This is a genomic window from Streptomyces sp. BA2 (genome assembly GCF_009769735.1).
Lineage (GTDB): Bacteria > Actinomycetota > Actinomycetes > Streptomycetales > Streptomycetaceae > Streptomyces.
On record NZ_WSRO01000002.1, the window covers coordinates 548,923 to 564,745 of the forward strand.

Sequence of the window (15,823 nt, forward strand, 5' to 3'; positions counted from 1 at the left end):
ATGGTCGGCTCCGCACGCCTCGTGCCGGACCGCCTTGTGGAGATCAGCGTGCGGGACGGCAGCGGGCGCCAGGTCGGGTACGGCTCGGGCTGGGCCATCGACACGGATCTGATCGTGACCGCCGCTCATCTACTGGTGCCCGACGAGCCCTGCGAACCCGCCGGTCGGCCGACGGCACCGGTGGCACCCGTCGTCGAAGTCCGTCAGGGCATGCACGCGGCTCATCTGCCCTGGCACCCCTGCGAGATCATCTGGAGCGGACTGCCGTGCCTGCCCGGACCCCATGACACCGGCTCGGCGGACGCCCGCCAGTGGGGCCCCGACACCGGGCCCTCTCCTCCACTGGACGCCGCGCTGCTGGTCGTGACCGGCTCCGGTTGGGTGCCGCCGGATCCGGACAGCAAACCTCACCTCGGCCTCGTCGAAGCCGACATCACCGAGTTCCAGGTCTTCGGATTCCCCAGCTTCAACTACGAGGAGCAGCACGCCCACAATCCCTTTCAGGGCGGCGGCAGGATCAGGCCCGTCAACCTCGCGCGCTCGGAGCTGATGCACCTGGACGTGGCGGAGGAGGACTGCCCCGCGTCGGGTTCCGACTGGGGCGGCATCTCGGGCGCCGCGATCCTCGTGGACCAGCGGCGCACCCTGGTCGGGGTCGTCCTGCAGAGTGATGTCAGCAGCCGCAGGAAGCTGACCGTCCTTCCGGTCGAAGTGCTCTTGGACAACGTCGACTGCGGCGTTCGTCTCTCCGAATACACCGGCGGCTTCAGCGAGCCGCAGAACCGGCGCAGGGTGCTGGCCGAAGTCCGCGCCCAGCTGGAGCGGTCGGAGTCCCTGCGCGGATACGCACCCCGGCTCGCGCTGCTGCGCCGGCTGTTCCCTGACCTGGCCGAGGATGCCGAGAGCACCTGCCTGCCAAGGGATTTCCTGCTGCCCCTCCTCGTCGACCGGTGTGCCGGAACACCCACCGGAATGAGCGATCTCGTGGCGGCGTACGAAGAGTCGCATCCGAAAGAGCGGGCGGTCGCGGCAGGACTGCGTTTCCGTGCGGACGAGTTGGAGGCGCTGCGTCAGGTCGGAGCGGAGGGCTGGGTCCAACTGCGTTCCACCCTGGCCCGGTTGTACGAGTCGGACCTCAACGACGTTCCGGTGTCCGCGCTCTACTCACGCGCCGCCAGGTCGCTGAGCGAGGGGATGCCCGCGCACTGCGACGGGCTGTGGAAGGCGTTCGTCAACCTCGCGGGCACCAACATGCCCTCCGAAGGTCTGCCCCCGGCCGTGCACTTCCTCGAACTCGTCGCCAGCGCCGTCGGCGGTGCGACCGCCGGGGAGATCCAGGCCTACAGCCGGGCGTGGGCCCTGCGGCTCGAGACCGCCAGGCAGGGTGGCGGCCCTCGCACGGACACCGGGTGGCCTTCCGTCGTTCTGAAGCCCCCCGCACCGCAGCGAACGAGCTACCAGGCGCAGGTCGACGCGCTGCGCAGCAGCCTCGTCAAAGCCCCGGTACAGCCTGCCACTTCCGCGAAACTCCTGGTCGAGCTGGAGCCTGATCCCGGCAACGACCCGGACGACTGGGCGGTGTCCTTCTACTTCCGCTGCCGGCCGCTCCCCGGCGACTGGCTGCGCCTGCCGCTGCCCCACACCGAACGGAGCATCCGCCTCGCTGATCTGCCGGCCCGTGTCGATCTGGCCAGGGAGCGGCTGAAGCGGGACTACGGCGTGCCCCGGGAGCGGATCGACGTCGAGTACGTGCTGCCGCTCGACCTCATCGATCACCCGGACACTCTGATACGCCGGGGCGCGCTGCCGGAGTTCGGGATCCCCTTCCCCGTGATCGTGCACAGCCGCGACCGAATGCGGCACCCTCCGTGGTGCCGGACGTGGCGGGAGCGCTGGCGGCCCCTGAGCGGCCAGCCGGAAGCGGGGCGGTTGCTCCAGCTGGCGCGGGCGCTCAGCGAGGACGGACGGGAGTTCGGCGGCGAGGAGCCGGTGGCGGGCCTGGTCCTCGCCCACAAACCCAGTTCGACCGAAGGGCGCAAGGACGTCACCACAGCGCTGCGGCACGGGGTGCCGCTGGTGATGTGGCGTCACGACGAGCGGGCGCAACCCGACTTCTCCCTGCTGTTCACGCGCATCCTGACCGAAGGAGGGCTCGACGCAGGGGGATACGGTCGGGATGATGACGGGGACGACGGCGCCGCCCCGCCCTGGACCATCAGCTGGCACCGGCGGATCGTCATCATCTACGACACGCCGGACGGGTTACCCGAGCTCATTTACGGAGCGGCCTCGTGAACTCGCCACTCAGTGCCGGACCCACGGCGCGCACCGTCGCCGGCCCGGGTCCGTACCGCGGCACGGGTCTGCCGCACCAGGCGTCGGCCGCTGCCCTGCCCCCTCCCCCGCCCTGGCGAACGTACTCGGGAGGCCCGGACCTGGAGCCGCCGCCCGACGACGTGGCGGAGACCGACCGCAGGCTCGGAGCGGCGGTGAGGGCCGCGCTGAACATGGAGACCGCCGCCGGCGAGACGGCCGCGGTGAACGCGGCCCTGTCGCTGCGCAAGCCACTGCTGATCACCGGCCAACCCGGCTTCGGCCGCTCGGCGGTGGCCTTCCGGATCGCGCGGGAGCTGGGCCTCGGCCGCGTCCTGCACTGGACGGTGACCGGCGCCTCGGTACTTCAGGGCGCGTTGTACGCGGCGGGCCCGGCGGAGCGCGGGACGGGGGTACGGCTCGGGCCGCTGGGCACGGCGCTGCTCCCGTACGGGCGGCCTCGCGTCCTGCTCATCGAGGGTCTGGACCGCGGCGACTTCGATCTGCCCATCGAGCTCCGCGCGGTGCTGCGGCGTGGCGGCTTCGACATTCCGGAGCTGGCCGAGGACGGCCGGGCCACGGTCACGACCGACGACCCGGGCGTGACGGCGCCGGTCCCGCATGGCGCCGTCGCCTGCCATGAGCTTCCGGTCACCGTGATCACAGCGGTGCGGAACAGGATCTTCCCGGCCGAGTTCCTGGCGGACTGTCTGCACTGGGAGCATCCGGCGCCCACAGTGGCGGAACTGACGGCGACGGTCAGGAGTCGGGCCGGGATCACCGACAGCGCCGACCCGCGCCTTCTCGCGCTCGTGGCGGAGCTGGCAGAGGCTTGGTCGGCCGATCCCCACGCACTCGGTCAACTGACCGTCACCCAGGCCCTGGACGCCGTCACGCTCGCCGCCACCGGCCCCTGGCCGCCCGATGAGACCCCGGGCGATGTCGCGGCACGCCTGCTCGACCTGCTGCGGCGCCAGGTACCAGGAACACCATGAGCGGCCGCCGTCTCCTGGACCGGCTGGATGACGCTGTGCTCGGCCACCCTCTGAGCTCCCCGGACCGGCCTACGGCGGGCCCGGCGGTTCCCGGAGACGCCCCGGACTGGGTGGTCGTCGCACGGAGCCTGCACCGGCTCGGCCATGCGGAGGGGGGCCGACACGTCAGTCTCGTCCTCGACACGGCAGCGGGGATGGCTCTGTGGGAGCCGGTGACGTCCCAGCTGCGCGTCCTGCTGCGCGGGCAACGGAGCCTGCGGGTGACGGAGTCACCCTGGGACGGCAAGCCCTTCCACGGCCGCGGGCCCGACCACTTTCCGGCCGGCAGCCGCAGCCGGCTGATCCTTGTCGTCACCGACGCCCTCGGCCCCGCGTGGCGGGACGGTACCGCCGCCGCGACCATCGCCCACTGGGCGGGGCGGCATCCGGTGGCCTGTATCCATCTACTGCCGCAGAGGCTCTGGCCGCGGTCCGGACTGCCCATGCGGCGGATCCGTCTCTCGGCTGCCGCCCCCACCACCCCCGGCCGCGATCTGCGCGGCATCCTCGTCGGTGACAACGCCCTCGCCCCGCACGACACTCCGCTGCCCGAGGGGACCGTCCTGCTCCCCCTGCTCCCCTTACGTGGCCGTTGGCTCGCACGCTGGGCGCGATTACTGACCGGCACCGCCGACGGCTCGACGGAGCTGCCGGCCTACGCGATCCCGGCCCTGGACGCGCCCGAACCGGCGCACGCCCACCCCGCTCAAGGGCCCACCACCGACCCTGCCGGCAAGATAGCCGCCTACCGGGCGAGTTGCTCGGCGGCCGGGTCGTCCCTCGCACCGCTGCTGGCCGCCGCGCCGTTGACGCCTCCGGTGATCCGAGCGCTGCGGGAACGGTTCGCGCCGGGCGCCGGACCCGCTGACCTTGCCGAGTTGAGGGCCTTCGGCTTGCTCGTGCCCGTGCCGGGCGGGAGCGGGTTCGACATGGACGACGGGATCAGGGAGCTGCTGCTCGACGGAGCCCGCCGCACCGACACCCAGCGCGTCCTGATGTCACTCGACGAACTCGTCCCGGAGGCCGCAGCCCACACAGGGCCGGGCCCGAGGGGCGGATACTTCACCGCGGTGGTCACCTCGCCGACGACCGCGCCCATCCCCGCCGTGAGTGCGGACAACGCCCGCCTCCTGCGGATCGAACACATCGCTCTGCGCGCACTCGCCGGCCCGTTCCAGGAGCGCGCCCGACTCCTGGGACAGGCGCTGGCCCACCGGCAGAGTGAACGGGCGGCCACCATCGCGTCTGCCGACGCCGGCTCCCGAGCCCGAGGGGAAGAACCCATGCCCAGCGAACCCGTCCCGACCGGAAACCCGCCACAGGATCCGCACGCCCCACCACCACACGCCGCCTCATCACCGGCCGTATGGGAGAACGTGCCCCCACGCAATCCCAACTTCACGGGCCGCGAGCGCCTGCTCCGGGAGCTCGCGGAACGCCTGGACTCCGGTGGGACGGCGGCAGTGCTGCCGGAGGCCATGTACGGTCTCGGCGGCATCGGCAAGTCACAACTGGCCGTCGAGTACGTCTACGTACACCAGAGCGCGTACGACTTGATCTGCTGGATATCGAGCGAACGCACCTCCGGCGTCATCAACGGCCTGGCCCAGCTCGCCCCGCACCTCGGCATCAGCCACGGATCCGAGGCGGGCGCCACGGTGCCTGCCGTCCTCGACGCCCTGCGCCGCGGGGACCCGTACAGCCGCTGGCTGCTGGTCTTCGACAACGCCGAGAACGCCGAGTCGTTGGCGCCCTATCTGCCCAATTCCCGTCTCGGCACCGTCCTCATCACCTCGCGCAACCCTCACTGGGACAACGTGGCGCGCTGCCTTGAAGTGGACGTCTTCGAGCGCGCCGAGAGCATCAAGCTGCTCAACAAGCGCGGCCCGGAGCTCACCGAGGCCGACGCCGATCAGCTCGCCGACGCCCTGGGGGACCTGCCGCTGGCGATAGAGCAGGCCGCGGCGTGGCGGGCCGAGACAGGCATGCCTGTCCAGGAATACCTGCGGCTGTTCAAGGAGAAGCGCAGCGAGCTGCTCTTCGAGTCCGCGCCGTACGCCTACCAGCAGTCGATCGCGACCGCGTGGAACGTCTCCCTCGACCACGTCGAGCAGACCAATCCCGAGGCCATTCAACTCCTCCAGGTCTGCGCCTACTTGGCGCCCGAGCCGATCCCCCGGGATCTGTTCTCCCACGTGCACCGGGGCTCCATCGCCCCTCAGCTGGACGCGGCTCTCGCCGATCCGCTGCGCCTCAGCCGGGCCGTACGCGAGATCAAGCGGTACTCACTGGCACGGGTGGACCTGCGGACCAATTCCCTCCAGATACACCGGCTCGTACAGGCCGTGCTGGTCAACCGCATGACGCCGCATCAGCAGGAGCAGATGAGGCGCGGCGCCCAACTGCTCCTCGCCTCGGCCGATCCGCGCACCCCGGAGTCCCCCGCGGCCTGGGCCCGCTACTCCATGCTGTATCCGCACGCCGTGGCCGCCGACGCCGTCCACTCGACGGACCCGTGGGTGCACACCCTGGTGGTCGACATCGCCAAGTATCTCCAGCGCTGGGGCGATCACGAGAGCGCGCAGCGCTTCACCGAGGAGGCGTACGAAGCGGCCCGCGAGCTCTTCGGCCCGCAGGACGAGAAGACCCTCACCCTGGCGATATGGCTCGGCTGGACCCTCTTCAGCATCGGCCATTACAAGAAGGCGGCCGAGATCAACAGGGTGACGCTCGCCGCGTGCGAATCCGGGCAGCCGCCCTCTCCCGTCCCTGTGTCCGAGACCCGGGAGAGCCATCTGAACGCCATGGGCGCCGTCGCCGCCGACCTTCGGGTCACGGGTGACTTCGACGAAGCACTCGCCCTGACCCAGCGGGTGTACGACCAGGCGACGGCGGCCTTCGGTCCGGACGACCCGGTGACCATGAACGCCGCGCACAACCTGGGGGTCTGTCTGCGGCTCGTCGGCCGCTTCCAGGACGCGTACGAACTGGACCGCTCCACCTGGGAGATGAAACAGGTGCTCTTGGGCACCGACCACGAACTGACCCTGCTCACCCGGGTCGGTCTGACCATCGACGAGCGCGAACTGGGCCGCTACCCCTATGCCCGGGACCGGCAGGAGGAGGCCGTAGCCCTGTACCAGCGGCAGACGCAGACGGACAGCCCGGCCGCCCTGCACGCCAAGCGCGTCCTGGCGGTGGCCCGGCGCAAGGCCGGTGACCACGCCGGGGCGCTCGAGATCTCGGAGGAAGTACTGGGGATCATCGTCGGCCGATTCGGGTTCGGGCAGGAGCATCCGGACACGATCGCCGCGACGCTCAGCCTGTCGGTGGACCTGCGGCACGACGGACAGCTGGAACGTGCCAGGGAACTGGCCGAGGCCTGCTGCCGCCGCTACCGGCGCATCTTCGGGTCGCAGCACCCGCACACGCTCTCGGCGGAGGCCAACCTCGCCATCACCCTGCGTCTGGACGGGCACCCACAAGAGGCGTACGAGGTGGACCTGCGGGCCCACGACGCGCTGGCCGAGAAGCTGGGAGAGCAGCACCCGCTGCCTCTGTTCGTGGCGACCAATCTGGCCAGTGATCTGGCGGCGCTCCAACGCTACGAGGAGGCTCTGGCGCTGGGTACGACGACGCTCGCGCGCTGTACCGAGGTGCTGGGTCCCGTGCATCCTTCCACGCTGAGCACGGCCGCGAATCGCGCGTTGGACCTGCAAGCCGTGGGGCGGCACGAGGAAGGCGAGGAGCTGCTCGGCACGATTCTGGACGAGCTGCGGACGCAGCTGGGTGCCACACATCCGGCGGCCACCAACCTGTCCGACCGCACCCGGGCCAACTGCTTCATCGACCCGCTACCGCTCTGAGGCCCGGAGCGGCCTTGCGTCAGGAGCGGTCTTGCGTCAGGAGCGGAAGCACGAGGCCAGCCGCACCGGATCGACGCCGCCCCTCAGTTCGGCGTGCACCGCCATCACGAACTCAGGGCGGGTCAGCAGGACGTCCGCTGCCGGGTGGTGCTCGGCCCGCAGGGCGAGGCCGAGGCCGACCCACGCCTCGGGTGCCCCCTCCTCGATGATGCGGGCCTCGAACCGCTGCCGGGCCCAGCCGGTGTCGCCGGTGACGAGAGCAACGTCTTCCGGGCGAGCACCTTCGACCACCTCACCCGGCGCTGCACGCAGGGCGCGCAGAGCCTCGGGGTCGGCGAGCAGCCTGCGCAGCAGGACGGCACCGGTGTCGAATCCACGCCGCGGGCTTCCCGGCACGACGACATCGGCTCCCTGCGGCAGCGTGACCGCACGGTCCGCTTCGTACGCCTTGACGGCACGAATGACCTCGTCCGCGTCGGCCTCGACATGGTGGGCACGCCAGGACGCGTAATGGTCGGCGGCAGCATGCCGGGCCGCGTCCAGCGCCCGCGGGCCGACCGGCTCGTCCTGCCAGGCGTCGAGGCGTGCGGTCAGCCCGTCGACCAACTCCCGGCCCAGGTCCGTGAGTCGGTCCGCCTCACGGATGCCGTGCAGTGCCCGCAGAGTCTGTGAGCGCCACAGGGCGTACTCGAAGGCGCCCAGCTGAGTGTGCCGCCGCCGATAGAACCGAGTGACGCCGAAGAAGGCGTACACCCCTTGCAAGAGCCCTCCCAGCGGGCGCGGATCATCACGCCAGGGCGCGTAGAAGCGCTCGGTGCCGCCGTCGCGGTAGAGGGTGAACAGATGCATGAAGGCACCGAGTTTGTTGTGCTGGAACTCGTGCACCAACGTTGCCGCGAACTGTTCCGCGTCATCGGGCTCCGACGCGACCACGGCGCCGAACGCATCGCCCGACGAGGCGCTGTGCGGGCGGTAGGGCTCCGCACGTGGCCGGGGCACCACCGAGCTCAGGCCCTTGGCCGCGGCCCGGGCCATGTCCGGGTCGTCCTGGACGAGCAAGGCCCAGGCCTCCTTGAACAGCGCGGGGAAGCGGCTGTCCGAGTCCAGGGGCTGCGGGGGCTGGGGGGCGCGCAGCCCCCGGTAGGGGTCGAGGTCGTCGAGGACGACAGTGCAGCCGTCCCCGCTCAACTCCCGCAAGGGGGACCAGCCGGGCGTGCCCCGCCGCACCTTGCCGACCCGCACCGTGCCTGCTTCCGCGGACACTTGGGCGCCGGCCCACCGGCCATCGGCCACCGGCACCCTGGCGCCGCCCAGCATGGGCAGCACCACCCACCCGTCACGTACCGGCACCGTGGTCCGGAAGTCCAGGCCGGCAAGCACCGCGGCGGATGCTCCCACCGCGTGCAACTGGCCGAGTTCCACCCACAGCGGGGCATCACCCGTCACGGTGCCGCGCACGCGCCGCAGTGCGTACGCCGCCCATGTGCCGACGGTGGGATACAGCAACAGGCGCTCCACCGGCTCGGGGTTCGCCTCCCAGGCACGGGTCAACAACTGCCAGCCGTCATCCAGGGGAGGGAGCGAGGCGGTAGGGATGCCATCGGCGGCATCGATGAGCGCGCGCAGAAGAAGCAGCCGCCAGCTCCGCTCGGCGGCACGCAGCGAATCCACGGCGTCCGGACCGCACTCCCCGGACAGCAGGTCGCGGTAGGGCGCGAGCCCTACGCGATGTTGTCCCAGCGGTTGTGCGTCGACATGCATGGCAGCTCCGGGGTCATGCCGCGATCGCGCTACTCGTCGCGCTGCGGGTTGTAGCCACCCATGCTGCTCGCCGGGTCGTCGATGCGACTCAGCAGCCGTTGCATCGATGCCTCGACGAGTGCGGCATCCAGGGTGCGGGCGTCGGCCGGGCTGACCGCGCTGAGGTCAACCAGTTCTGATTCGACACCGTACGGCTCGGTCACACCGGACTCACATCTCTGAATGGGCAGCGACGCTGCAGCGGCCGGACAGGAGTGGGCCCCTGCCTAGCGGGGCTCGACAGTCCAGGTGGACTGACGGGTCACGATAGCGCGCCACGATGGCAGATTCGAATGGATTTGACGTAGACCCGATCGTTTTCGCCCACCTCCTCACAAGCTCCCCTGAGCTGCGCTGCTGGGCGACGACTGATTCGGACGTGATGCCGGTGGGTGAGCCGGCGGCACAGGAGGCCGTCGAGGTCGCGGCAACCAATCCGCGCCCGGCGGCGACTACGACGCGAGCCGCTCATCGGAAACTCCCCGAAGGAGACGTTCCCATGAACATTCCCCGCTCCCCCGTGCTCGTCCGAGCCCGGTCCCGCGTACGGCATTCGGTGCGGGCCAGGCGCCTCGCCTCTCTCGCCGGCGCCACGGGCATCGCCGCCGCTGCCGTCCTTGCGGTCCCCGGCACGGCCGCCGCGCACGGCGTGGCCATGGTGCCCGGGTCGCGGACCTACCTGTGCTACAAGGACCTGCTCGCCAACTCCTCCACCCAGATGCCGACCAACCCCGCCTGCAGGGCGGCAGTTCAGGAGGCGGGCACCACGCCGCTCTACAACTGGTTCGCGGTACTCGACTCCAACGCGGGCGGCCGCGGCGACGGCTATGTCGAGGACGGCACGCTGTGCAGCGCCGGCGACCGCAGCCCCTACGACTTCGCCCCGTACAACGCCGCCCGCACCGACTGGCCCGTCACCCATCTCACCGGCGGCGCCACCATCGAGATGAACTACAGCAACTGGGCGCACCATCCGGGCAAGTTCAAGGTGTACGTCACCAAGGAGGGCTTCGACCCGGAACAGCCCCTGGGCTGGTCGGATCTGGAGAACGTACAGACCGTCCAGGACCCGCCGCAGGAGGGAGGCCCTGGCAGCGAGGCGGGCCACTACTACTGGGACCTGCGGCTGCCTGAACGCACCGGCCGGCACATCCTGTTCGTCCAGTGGATCCGCTCCGACAGCCAGGAGAACTTCTTCTCCTGCTCGGACGTGGTCTTCGACGGAGGCAACGGCGAGGTCACCGGACTGACCGGTGGCGAACGGTCCGGCGCCGCGGTGACCGCGCTCGGCGCCGGCAAGGAGAACACCAAGGCCGATGCGGTGCACGAAGACCACGGAGACGGCGACGCCACCCCGGACATCGAGAACGCCGCCTCCGAATCGCCCACGGGCTCTCCTGGCGTCGGCCTGGTCAGCGCCCTGGCAGGTGCCGGGGCGGTGGTCCTGGCCGGCGGTACCGTCCTGCACCTGCGCCACCGCAGGCCGGACAACGCCACTGACCGGTAAGGGCCATGAGCTCCACACGCGTCGGCAGCCAGGACTGATGTTTCGCACCACCCGGGGCATTGCACGGTCAGCCGCGCGATGCCCCGGGCGCGTACGGCAGTCCCGTGGTCTTCGGCGTGCGTCAGCGGACCCGGTCGCAGACGAGCGCCAACGTGCCGTGCTCTCCCGCTGCCTGGCTGACCAGCGTCCACTGCCCGGTGGGCAGGCCGCCGTCGAAGAGACGCAGGTCGACTTGAGGTCCGTGACCGCCTCGGCGGTCGGCTTGTCGACGATCGTCGTCCGCTCCCACGGCGCCTCGCCGAGAGTGGACACGCGGGTCGGCACCCTCCATGCCGATGACAGTGGGCCAGAAAGCGAGGAATCCCTCTGCGTTGATCCGCCCGAGCAGGGCTGTCGTCGCCGGTTCCCAGAGGCTGGTCAGGAGGTCACGGGCGACGTCGGTGTGGGCGTACGGCATCACCCAGCTCATATCCAGGGGGTTGTCCGGCGCGGCGTAGTGGCCGTCGAGGGAGAGGCTCATGTTGGTGACGACGCGGCGGCCGGCGGTCTGCTCAGTCACTTCGTGCTGCTGTCTGTGCCGTCTGTGACGCGGGAGTCGTGCGGGTCCATGGCGAGGGTCGCCGCGAGCTTGTCGAGGCTCTGGCCGAAGCCGATCTCGATGCCTGCGATGAAGTCGGCGCCTCGAAGACGAGCTCGGATACGCGGAGGCCGTCCGGCGTCCACCACCGTGCGAGCAGGCGGCGCTGGTAGGTGACGACGCCGGCGCGGTCGAGGACTTGGAGGTGCTTGGTCGTCTGCGGCTGGCGCGCCTCGGCCAGCTGGGCGAGGACACCCACGGGACGGGGCCGCTCGGCCAGCAGGCTCAGGAGCCGCCAGCGGGCCGGGGCGGCCACTCAGGCCGGAACCGCGCGCGGCGTCAGGTCGGCGGAGCCCCAGGAGCGGGCGACCAGCAGAGCTGGAGCGCACGAGTATCGGATAGCGTCCCTCTCCTTTGGACAAGTGAGAGGGACGTCGTGCTTTTGCAGGTGCGAGGCTGGGGAGCCCGCCAGTGGGTTACTTTCGGGGCGATCGCGTTCGGGGCGCTGTTCACGGCCATCGGGTTGATCCTGGCGGGGGTGTCGATCTCGTTCCTCGCGGATGCAAAGCGTGCCCCGGGCACGGTGGTGACGCTGGAGTGGCGCAGCGATCACGGCGGCTCATCGCGCAAGACGCGGGGTAGTGACGGACCCGTGGCGTACCCGGTGGTCGAGTTCACGTCGGCGGACGGCGCACCGCGGACGTTCCGGAGCTCGATGGGTTCCAATCCGCCGTCGTACGAGCGGGGTGAGCGGGTCGAGGTGCTGTACCGCGCCGATTCCCCCGAGGACGCGCGTATCAATGGGTTCGTCTCGCTGTGGTTGCTGCCGCTGATCTTCGGAGGGATCGGCCTTGTGATCCTGGGGGTCGGAACGACCATTGCGGTGGTAGGGCGAAGGCGAAGGCGTGCCTAGGCCGGACGAAAATCGTGTGCGGCCGAGATCCGCGCGCGTTATCGTCGGCCTTATGAACGTCACCGGTCCACACACCACCGCGACCGCGCGAGCGCCCAGCTCGCCGGTTGCCGCCGCCTGACGTACTTCCCCTCTCCACCGGCGACCGGACACGGTCCGCCGGTGTTTTCGTGGTCTCCGTGGTGTTCCCGCCCCGGTTCTCATGCGCGGACCTGTTGTCCGGTGCCTCCCCGCTGTGATTGCGAAGGAGCCACCCCATGAACACCGGATTGAACTCCCAACTGAGCACCGAAGACGTCGTCCGCACGTTCGTCGAGTACTTCGAGGAGCGTGGACACCGCCGGATCACCGGTTCGACGCTGCTGCCCCCGCCCGGCGACCCGGTGCTGTTCACCACCTCGGGCATGCATCCGCTCACCCCGTACCTGGAGGGGCGGCCTCATCCGCTCGGCAGGCGTCTGGTCAACGTGCAGCGCTGTCTGCGGACCACGGACCTGGAGGAGGTCGGCGACTCCACCCACCTGACCGTCTTCGAGATGCTCGGCACCTGGTCACTCGGCGACTACGAGGGGCAGCAGAGCCTCCACTGGGGGTACGACCTGCTCACCGACGGGTTCGGCATCGACCCGCGTCTGCTGCACGTCACCGTCTTCGGCGGCGACGACCAGGTCGGGCCCGACACCGCCTCCCTCGAACTGTGGCAGGACCGCGGGGTTCCGGTGGAGCTCACCGTCGAGGACAACTGGTGGCCCAACGGGTCCACCGGGCCGTGCGGACCCGACTCGGAGATCTTTCTGTGGACCGGCGACACCCCGCCCGAGTCCACGCCGACAGGGGACGACCGCTGGGTGGAGATCTGGAACCACGTGATGATGCGCCACCGTCGGCTCGTCGACGGGACACTCGTGCCGCTCCCCCAGCGCAACATCGACACCGGTCTCGGTCTGGAACGGCTCTCCTCGCTGCTTCAGGGGCGGACGTCGGTGTTCGAGTGCGACCTCTTCGCCCCCTGGCGAAGCCTCGTGCCGGGCCTGTGGCAGCTGGACCAGCCGAGCCTGCGACTGGTCTGCGACCACCTCCGCTCGGCCATGGTGGTGATCGGCGACGGAGTACGCCCCGCCAACACCGGCCGCGGCTACGTCCTGCGCCGACTCGTACGACGCGTCCTCACCGTGCTGTGGCGTGACGCCCCCTCGCGACAACTGACCGATCTGCCGGTCGAGTTGGTGCGGCACACCTCGGGCCACTTCCGTCAGGACGTGGATCCGCACGACGTGCGGCGCGTGCTTATCGAGGAGGAGCGGCGGTTCAGGCTGCTCCTGGATCGGGGGCGGCAGGTTCTTGCCCGGCCCCGGTTCCAAGGCCCGCTCGACGAGGGGGACTTCCACTACCTCCATGACACCCACGGTCTGCCGCGCGATCTGGTTCTGACCCTGCGTCAGGGGTGAGGAAGCTGCCCGGCCACGGTCCGCAGCACGTCGACCAGGGCGGCCACCGCCGGGCGCCGTTCAGCGGAGGCGCGGCACACCACGACGACGTGCCGCTCGATCCGCTCACGCAACCGCAGCACGTCGAAGCGTGAGGCGCGGAGGCCGAGCATCAGCTCGGTCACCGTGCTCACGCCGATGCCCGCCTCGACCAGGGCCAAAGTCGCCGCGGTGTCGGTGACTTCGTGCCGCACGTCCGGTTCGATGCCCGCGCGGCGGCACACGGTGCGTACGGCGCGCCCGTAGTAGCTGTCGGCGGACGGCAGGATCCACGCCAGATCCCGGGTGTCGGCCAGGGCGGCGCGGTCGCGGCCGTCCATCCAGCCGGTGGGCACCGCCAGGGCGAAGCGCTCGCGGTGGAGCCGGGTCACGCGCAGAGCGGCGTCGCGCGGGATGGGCACGTCCGGGTAGTCCAGGCCGAGCGCCAGGTCGACACCTCCCGAGGCGACGGCGTCGTACACCTCGTCCACGTCCATGTCACGGCTGTGCACGGAGAGTTCGGGGTGGGCCGCGTGCACCTGGCGCAGGGCCGGCGGGAGGATCTCGGCGGCGGCCGTGGCGAACAGGCCGACCAGCAGGGTGCCGGAGACCGCGCCGCGACCGCGCTCCAGCTCCTCGACGGCTTCGGCCTCCGTGGCCAGAATCCGCTCGGCGTGCCGGGCCAGCGTGGCCCCGGCGTCGGTGAGCTCGACCCGGCGGCCCGCCCGGCGGAGCAGCGGTGTCCCCGCGGCCTTCTCCAGCGCGGCGATCTGCTGGGAGACGCCGCCGGGGGTGTAGCCCAGGGCCTTCGCCACGGCGGTGATGGTGCCGCGCCGGGTCAGCTCCACCAAGGACCGCAGCTGGGAGCTCGTCCAGTCCATGAGGCCACCATCATCAGGCGGCCGTATAGAGATCGTCAATGATCAGGAGCAGGATCTGTTCATGGACGTCAACGGTTGGGTTGCGTCACGATGGCGGGCAGCCAGCTGATCAGCGCCCCGCGAGTTACTGAGCAAGTTACTGACGGCCATGCCCCGCCCGTGAACTGACGCCTCTTCAGGTCAGTTGTTCCGGACGTCGGCCTCTGGAAAGGATCGGCCTCTTGTCCTCGTCACCGCTTCCGTCCACCGCTCCCGCCTCCGCCCCCGCTTTCCGCACCCTCCCGCCGACCGCCGATGTCGTGGTCGTAGGTGGGGGCGTGATGGGGGCCTCCATCGCCTTCCACCTCGCCGAGGCGGGGGTGTGCGACATCGTCGTCGTCGAACGCGGCGAGCTCGCCTGCGGCAGTTCCGGCAAACCGATCGGCGGCGTGCGCGCCCACTTCTCCGACCCGCTCAACATCGAGCTCGGCCGGCGCAGTCTCCGCGCCTTCCAGGACTTCCCGCACCGGCCCGGCGCTGACATCCGCCTGGACACCGTGGGCTATCTCTTCCTGCTCACCGGCGAGCGGCAGGTCGCGGAGTTCACCGAGAGCGTGCGGCTGCAGAACAGCCTGGGCGTGCCGAGCCGCATGATCGACGCCGACGAGGCCCGGCGTCTCTGCCCGTATCTGAGCACCGAGGGCCTGGTGGCCGCCGTCCACTCCCCCACCGACGGGCACGCCCGGCCCGGCCTGGTCGTGCACGGCTACGCCGACGCGGCGGCCCGGGCGGGCGTCCGCTTCGCCACGCACACCCGCGTCACCGGCATGGACACCACCGGCGACCGCGTCAGTGCCGTGCACACCGACCGCGGCACCGTCGCCTGCTCCACCGTGATCTGCGCGGCCGGCGCCTGGTCAGGGCAGATCGGGGCCATGGTCGGCGTCGGCCTTCCCGTCCGGCCGGTGCGCCGCCAACTGGCCTTCACCGAAAGGCTTTCGCCGACGGCTCCGCGTATCCCCTTCACCATTGACTTCACCTCGTCCGCGTACTTCCACAACAGCGACGGCGGGCTGCTCCTCGGCCTGGCCGACCCCCGCCAGGCCGACGGTTTCGACACCACTTGGACCCTGGAGTGGCTTGACCTGTTCCAGGACGTCGTACGCCGTCGCGCCCCCGCCCTCGCCGCGATGCCGGTCGCCGACGGCTGGGCGGGCCTGTACGAGGTCACGCCCGACCACAACGCCCTGATCGGCCGCTCCGGCGAACTGCCCAACTTCCTTTACGCCACCGGGTTTTCGGGGCACGGATTCCTCCAGGCCCCGGCGGTCGGCGAGGTCGTGCGCGATCTCCATCTGGAACGCGAGCCGTGCGTCGACATCGCGCCGATGAGCGCCGACCGCTTCCGTGCCGGGGCCGCGATCCGTCCCGAGGCGCACGTCGTTTGACCCCTCCCCCGTTCTGGACCGTCGGAAAGGCAGACCTTC

The 15,823-nt window shown here is 70.7% G+C and carries 11 protein-coding genes and 2 pseudogenes; 7 read left to right on the plus strand and 6 right to left on the minus strand.

Going from position 1 to position 15,823, the window contains the following annotated elements; translation table 11 throughout:
* From E5671_RS05270 to fxsT, 3 genes are read left to right on the plus strand one after another with little or no spacing between them, the layout of a single operon-like run.
* Entirely contained in the window at positions 1–2,295 is a 2,295-nt protein-coding gene (locus E5671_RS05270; protein ID WP_160502671.1) for a VMAP-C domain-containing protein, read from the plus strand.
* Positions 2,292–3,308 (plus strand): MoxR family ATPase, encoded by a 1,017-nt coding sequence (locus E5671_RS05275; protein WP_160502672.1) that lies wholly within the window; start codon positions 2,292–2,294, stop codon positions 3,306–3,308. Before E5671_RS05270 ends, E5671_RS05275 begins: the two co-directional genes overlap by 4 nt.
* Positions 3,305–7,213, plus strand: a complete 3,909-nt coding sequence (gene fxsT / locus E5671_RS05280; protein ID WP_160502673.1) for an FxSxx-COOH system tetratricopeptide repeat protein — start codon at positions 3,305–3,307, stop codon at positions 7,211–7,213. The genes E5671_RS05275 and fxsT overlap by 4 nt, the downstream gene beginning before the upstream one ends.
* Before the next feature lie 36 nt (positions 7,214–7,249).
* Here the strand turns inward: fxsT and E5671_RS05285 are convergent, their stop codons facing one another.
* Both E5671_RS05285 and E5671_RS05290 read right to left on the minus strand, forming a co-directional pair.
* Positions 7,250–8,974, minus strand: a complete 1,725-nt coding sequence (locus E5671_RS05285; RefSeq protein WP_160502674.1) for an HEXXH motif domain-containing protein — start codon at positions 8,972–8,974, stop codon at positions 7,250–7,252.
* 29 nt (positions 8,975–9,003) lie between these two features.
* Complete coding sequence (locus tag E5671_RS05290) at positions 9,004–9,177, minus strand: hypothetical protein (RefSeq protein WP_160502675.1); 174 nt, start codon at positions 9,175–9,177, stop codon at positions 9,004–9,006.
* A gap of 335 nt (positions 9,178–9,512) precedes the next feature.
* On the opposite strand from E5671_RS05290, the gene E5671_RS05295 reads away from it, so the two are divergent.
* Entirely contained in the window at positions 9,513–10,520 is a 1,008-nt protein-coding gene (locus tag E5671_RS05295) for a lytic polysaccharide monooxygenase auxiliary activity family 9 protein (protein ID WP_160502676.1), read from the plus strand.
* A 121-nt stretch (positions 10,521–10,641) separates the two neighbouring features.
* Here the strand turns inward: E5671_RS05295 and E5671_RS05300 are convergent.
* From E5671_RS05300 to E5671_RS47360, 3 genes and pseudogenes are all read right to left on the minus strand, one after another.
* A pseudogene (locus E5671_RS05300) lies at positions 10,642–11,079 on the minus strand (dihydrofolate reductase family protein).
* A complete protein-coding gene (locus E5671_RS47355; RefSeq protein ID WP_336606093.1) occupies positions 11,076–11,246 on the minus strand; it encodes a hypothetical protein in 171 nt (56 codons plus the stop codon). Before E5671_RS47355 ends, E5671_RS05300 begins: the two are co-directional and overlap by 4 nt.
* Positions 11,247–11,326: 80 nt before the next feature.
* Positions 11,327–11,413, minus strand: a pseudogene (locus tag E5671_RS47360) (metalloregulator ArsR/SmtB family transcription factor); the annotation flags it as partial.
* Between the two features lie 120 nt (positions 11,414–11,533).
* Between E5671_RS47360 and E5671_RS05310 the strand changes: the two are divergent.
* Both E5671_RS05310 and E5671_RS05315 read left to right on the plus strand, forming a co-directional pair.
* Positions 11,534–12,010 carry a DUF3592 domain-containing protein gene (locus E5671_RS05310; RefSeq protein ID WP_160502677.1) on the plus strand — a complete coding sequence of 159 codons (477 nt, stop codon included), beginning with the start codon at positions 11,534–11,536 and terminating at the stop codon, positions 12,008–12,010.
* Positions 12,011–12,267: 257 nt separating this feature from the next.
* Positions 12,268–13,458 (plus strand): alanine--tRNA ligase-related protein, encoded by a 1,191-nt coding sequence (locus E5671_RS05315; protein ID WP_443032571.1) that lies wholly within the window; start codon positions 12,268–12,270, stop codon positions 13,456–13,458.
* Here the strand turns inward: E5671_RS05315 and E5671_RS05320 are convergent.
* Positions 13,449–14,357, minus strand: coding sequence for a LysR family transcriptional regulator (locus E5671_RS05320; protein WP_160502678.1), 909 nt, complete (start codon positions 14,355–14,357; stop codon positions 13,449–13,451). The genes E5671_RS05315 and E5671_RS05320 overlap by 10 nt on opposite strands.
* A gap of 221 nt (positions 14,358–14,578) precedes the next feature.
* Between E5671_RS05320 and E5671_RS05325 the strand changes: the two genes are divergently transcribed.
* Positions 14,579–15,784 (plus strand): NAD(P)/FAD-dependent oxidoreductase, encoded by a 1,206-nt coding sequence (locus E5671_RS05325; protein ID WP_160502679.1) that lies wholly within the window; start codon positions 14,579–14,581, stop codon positions 15,782–15,784.
* Positions 15,785–15,823: the final 39 nt, after the last annotated feature.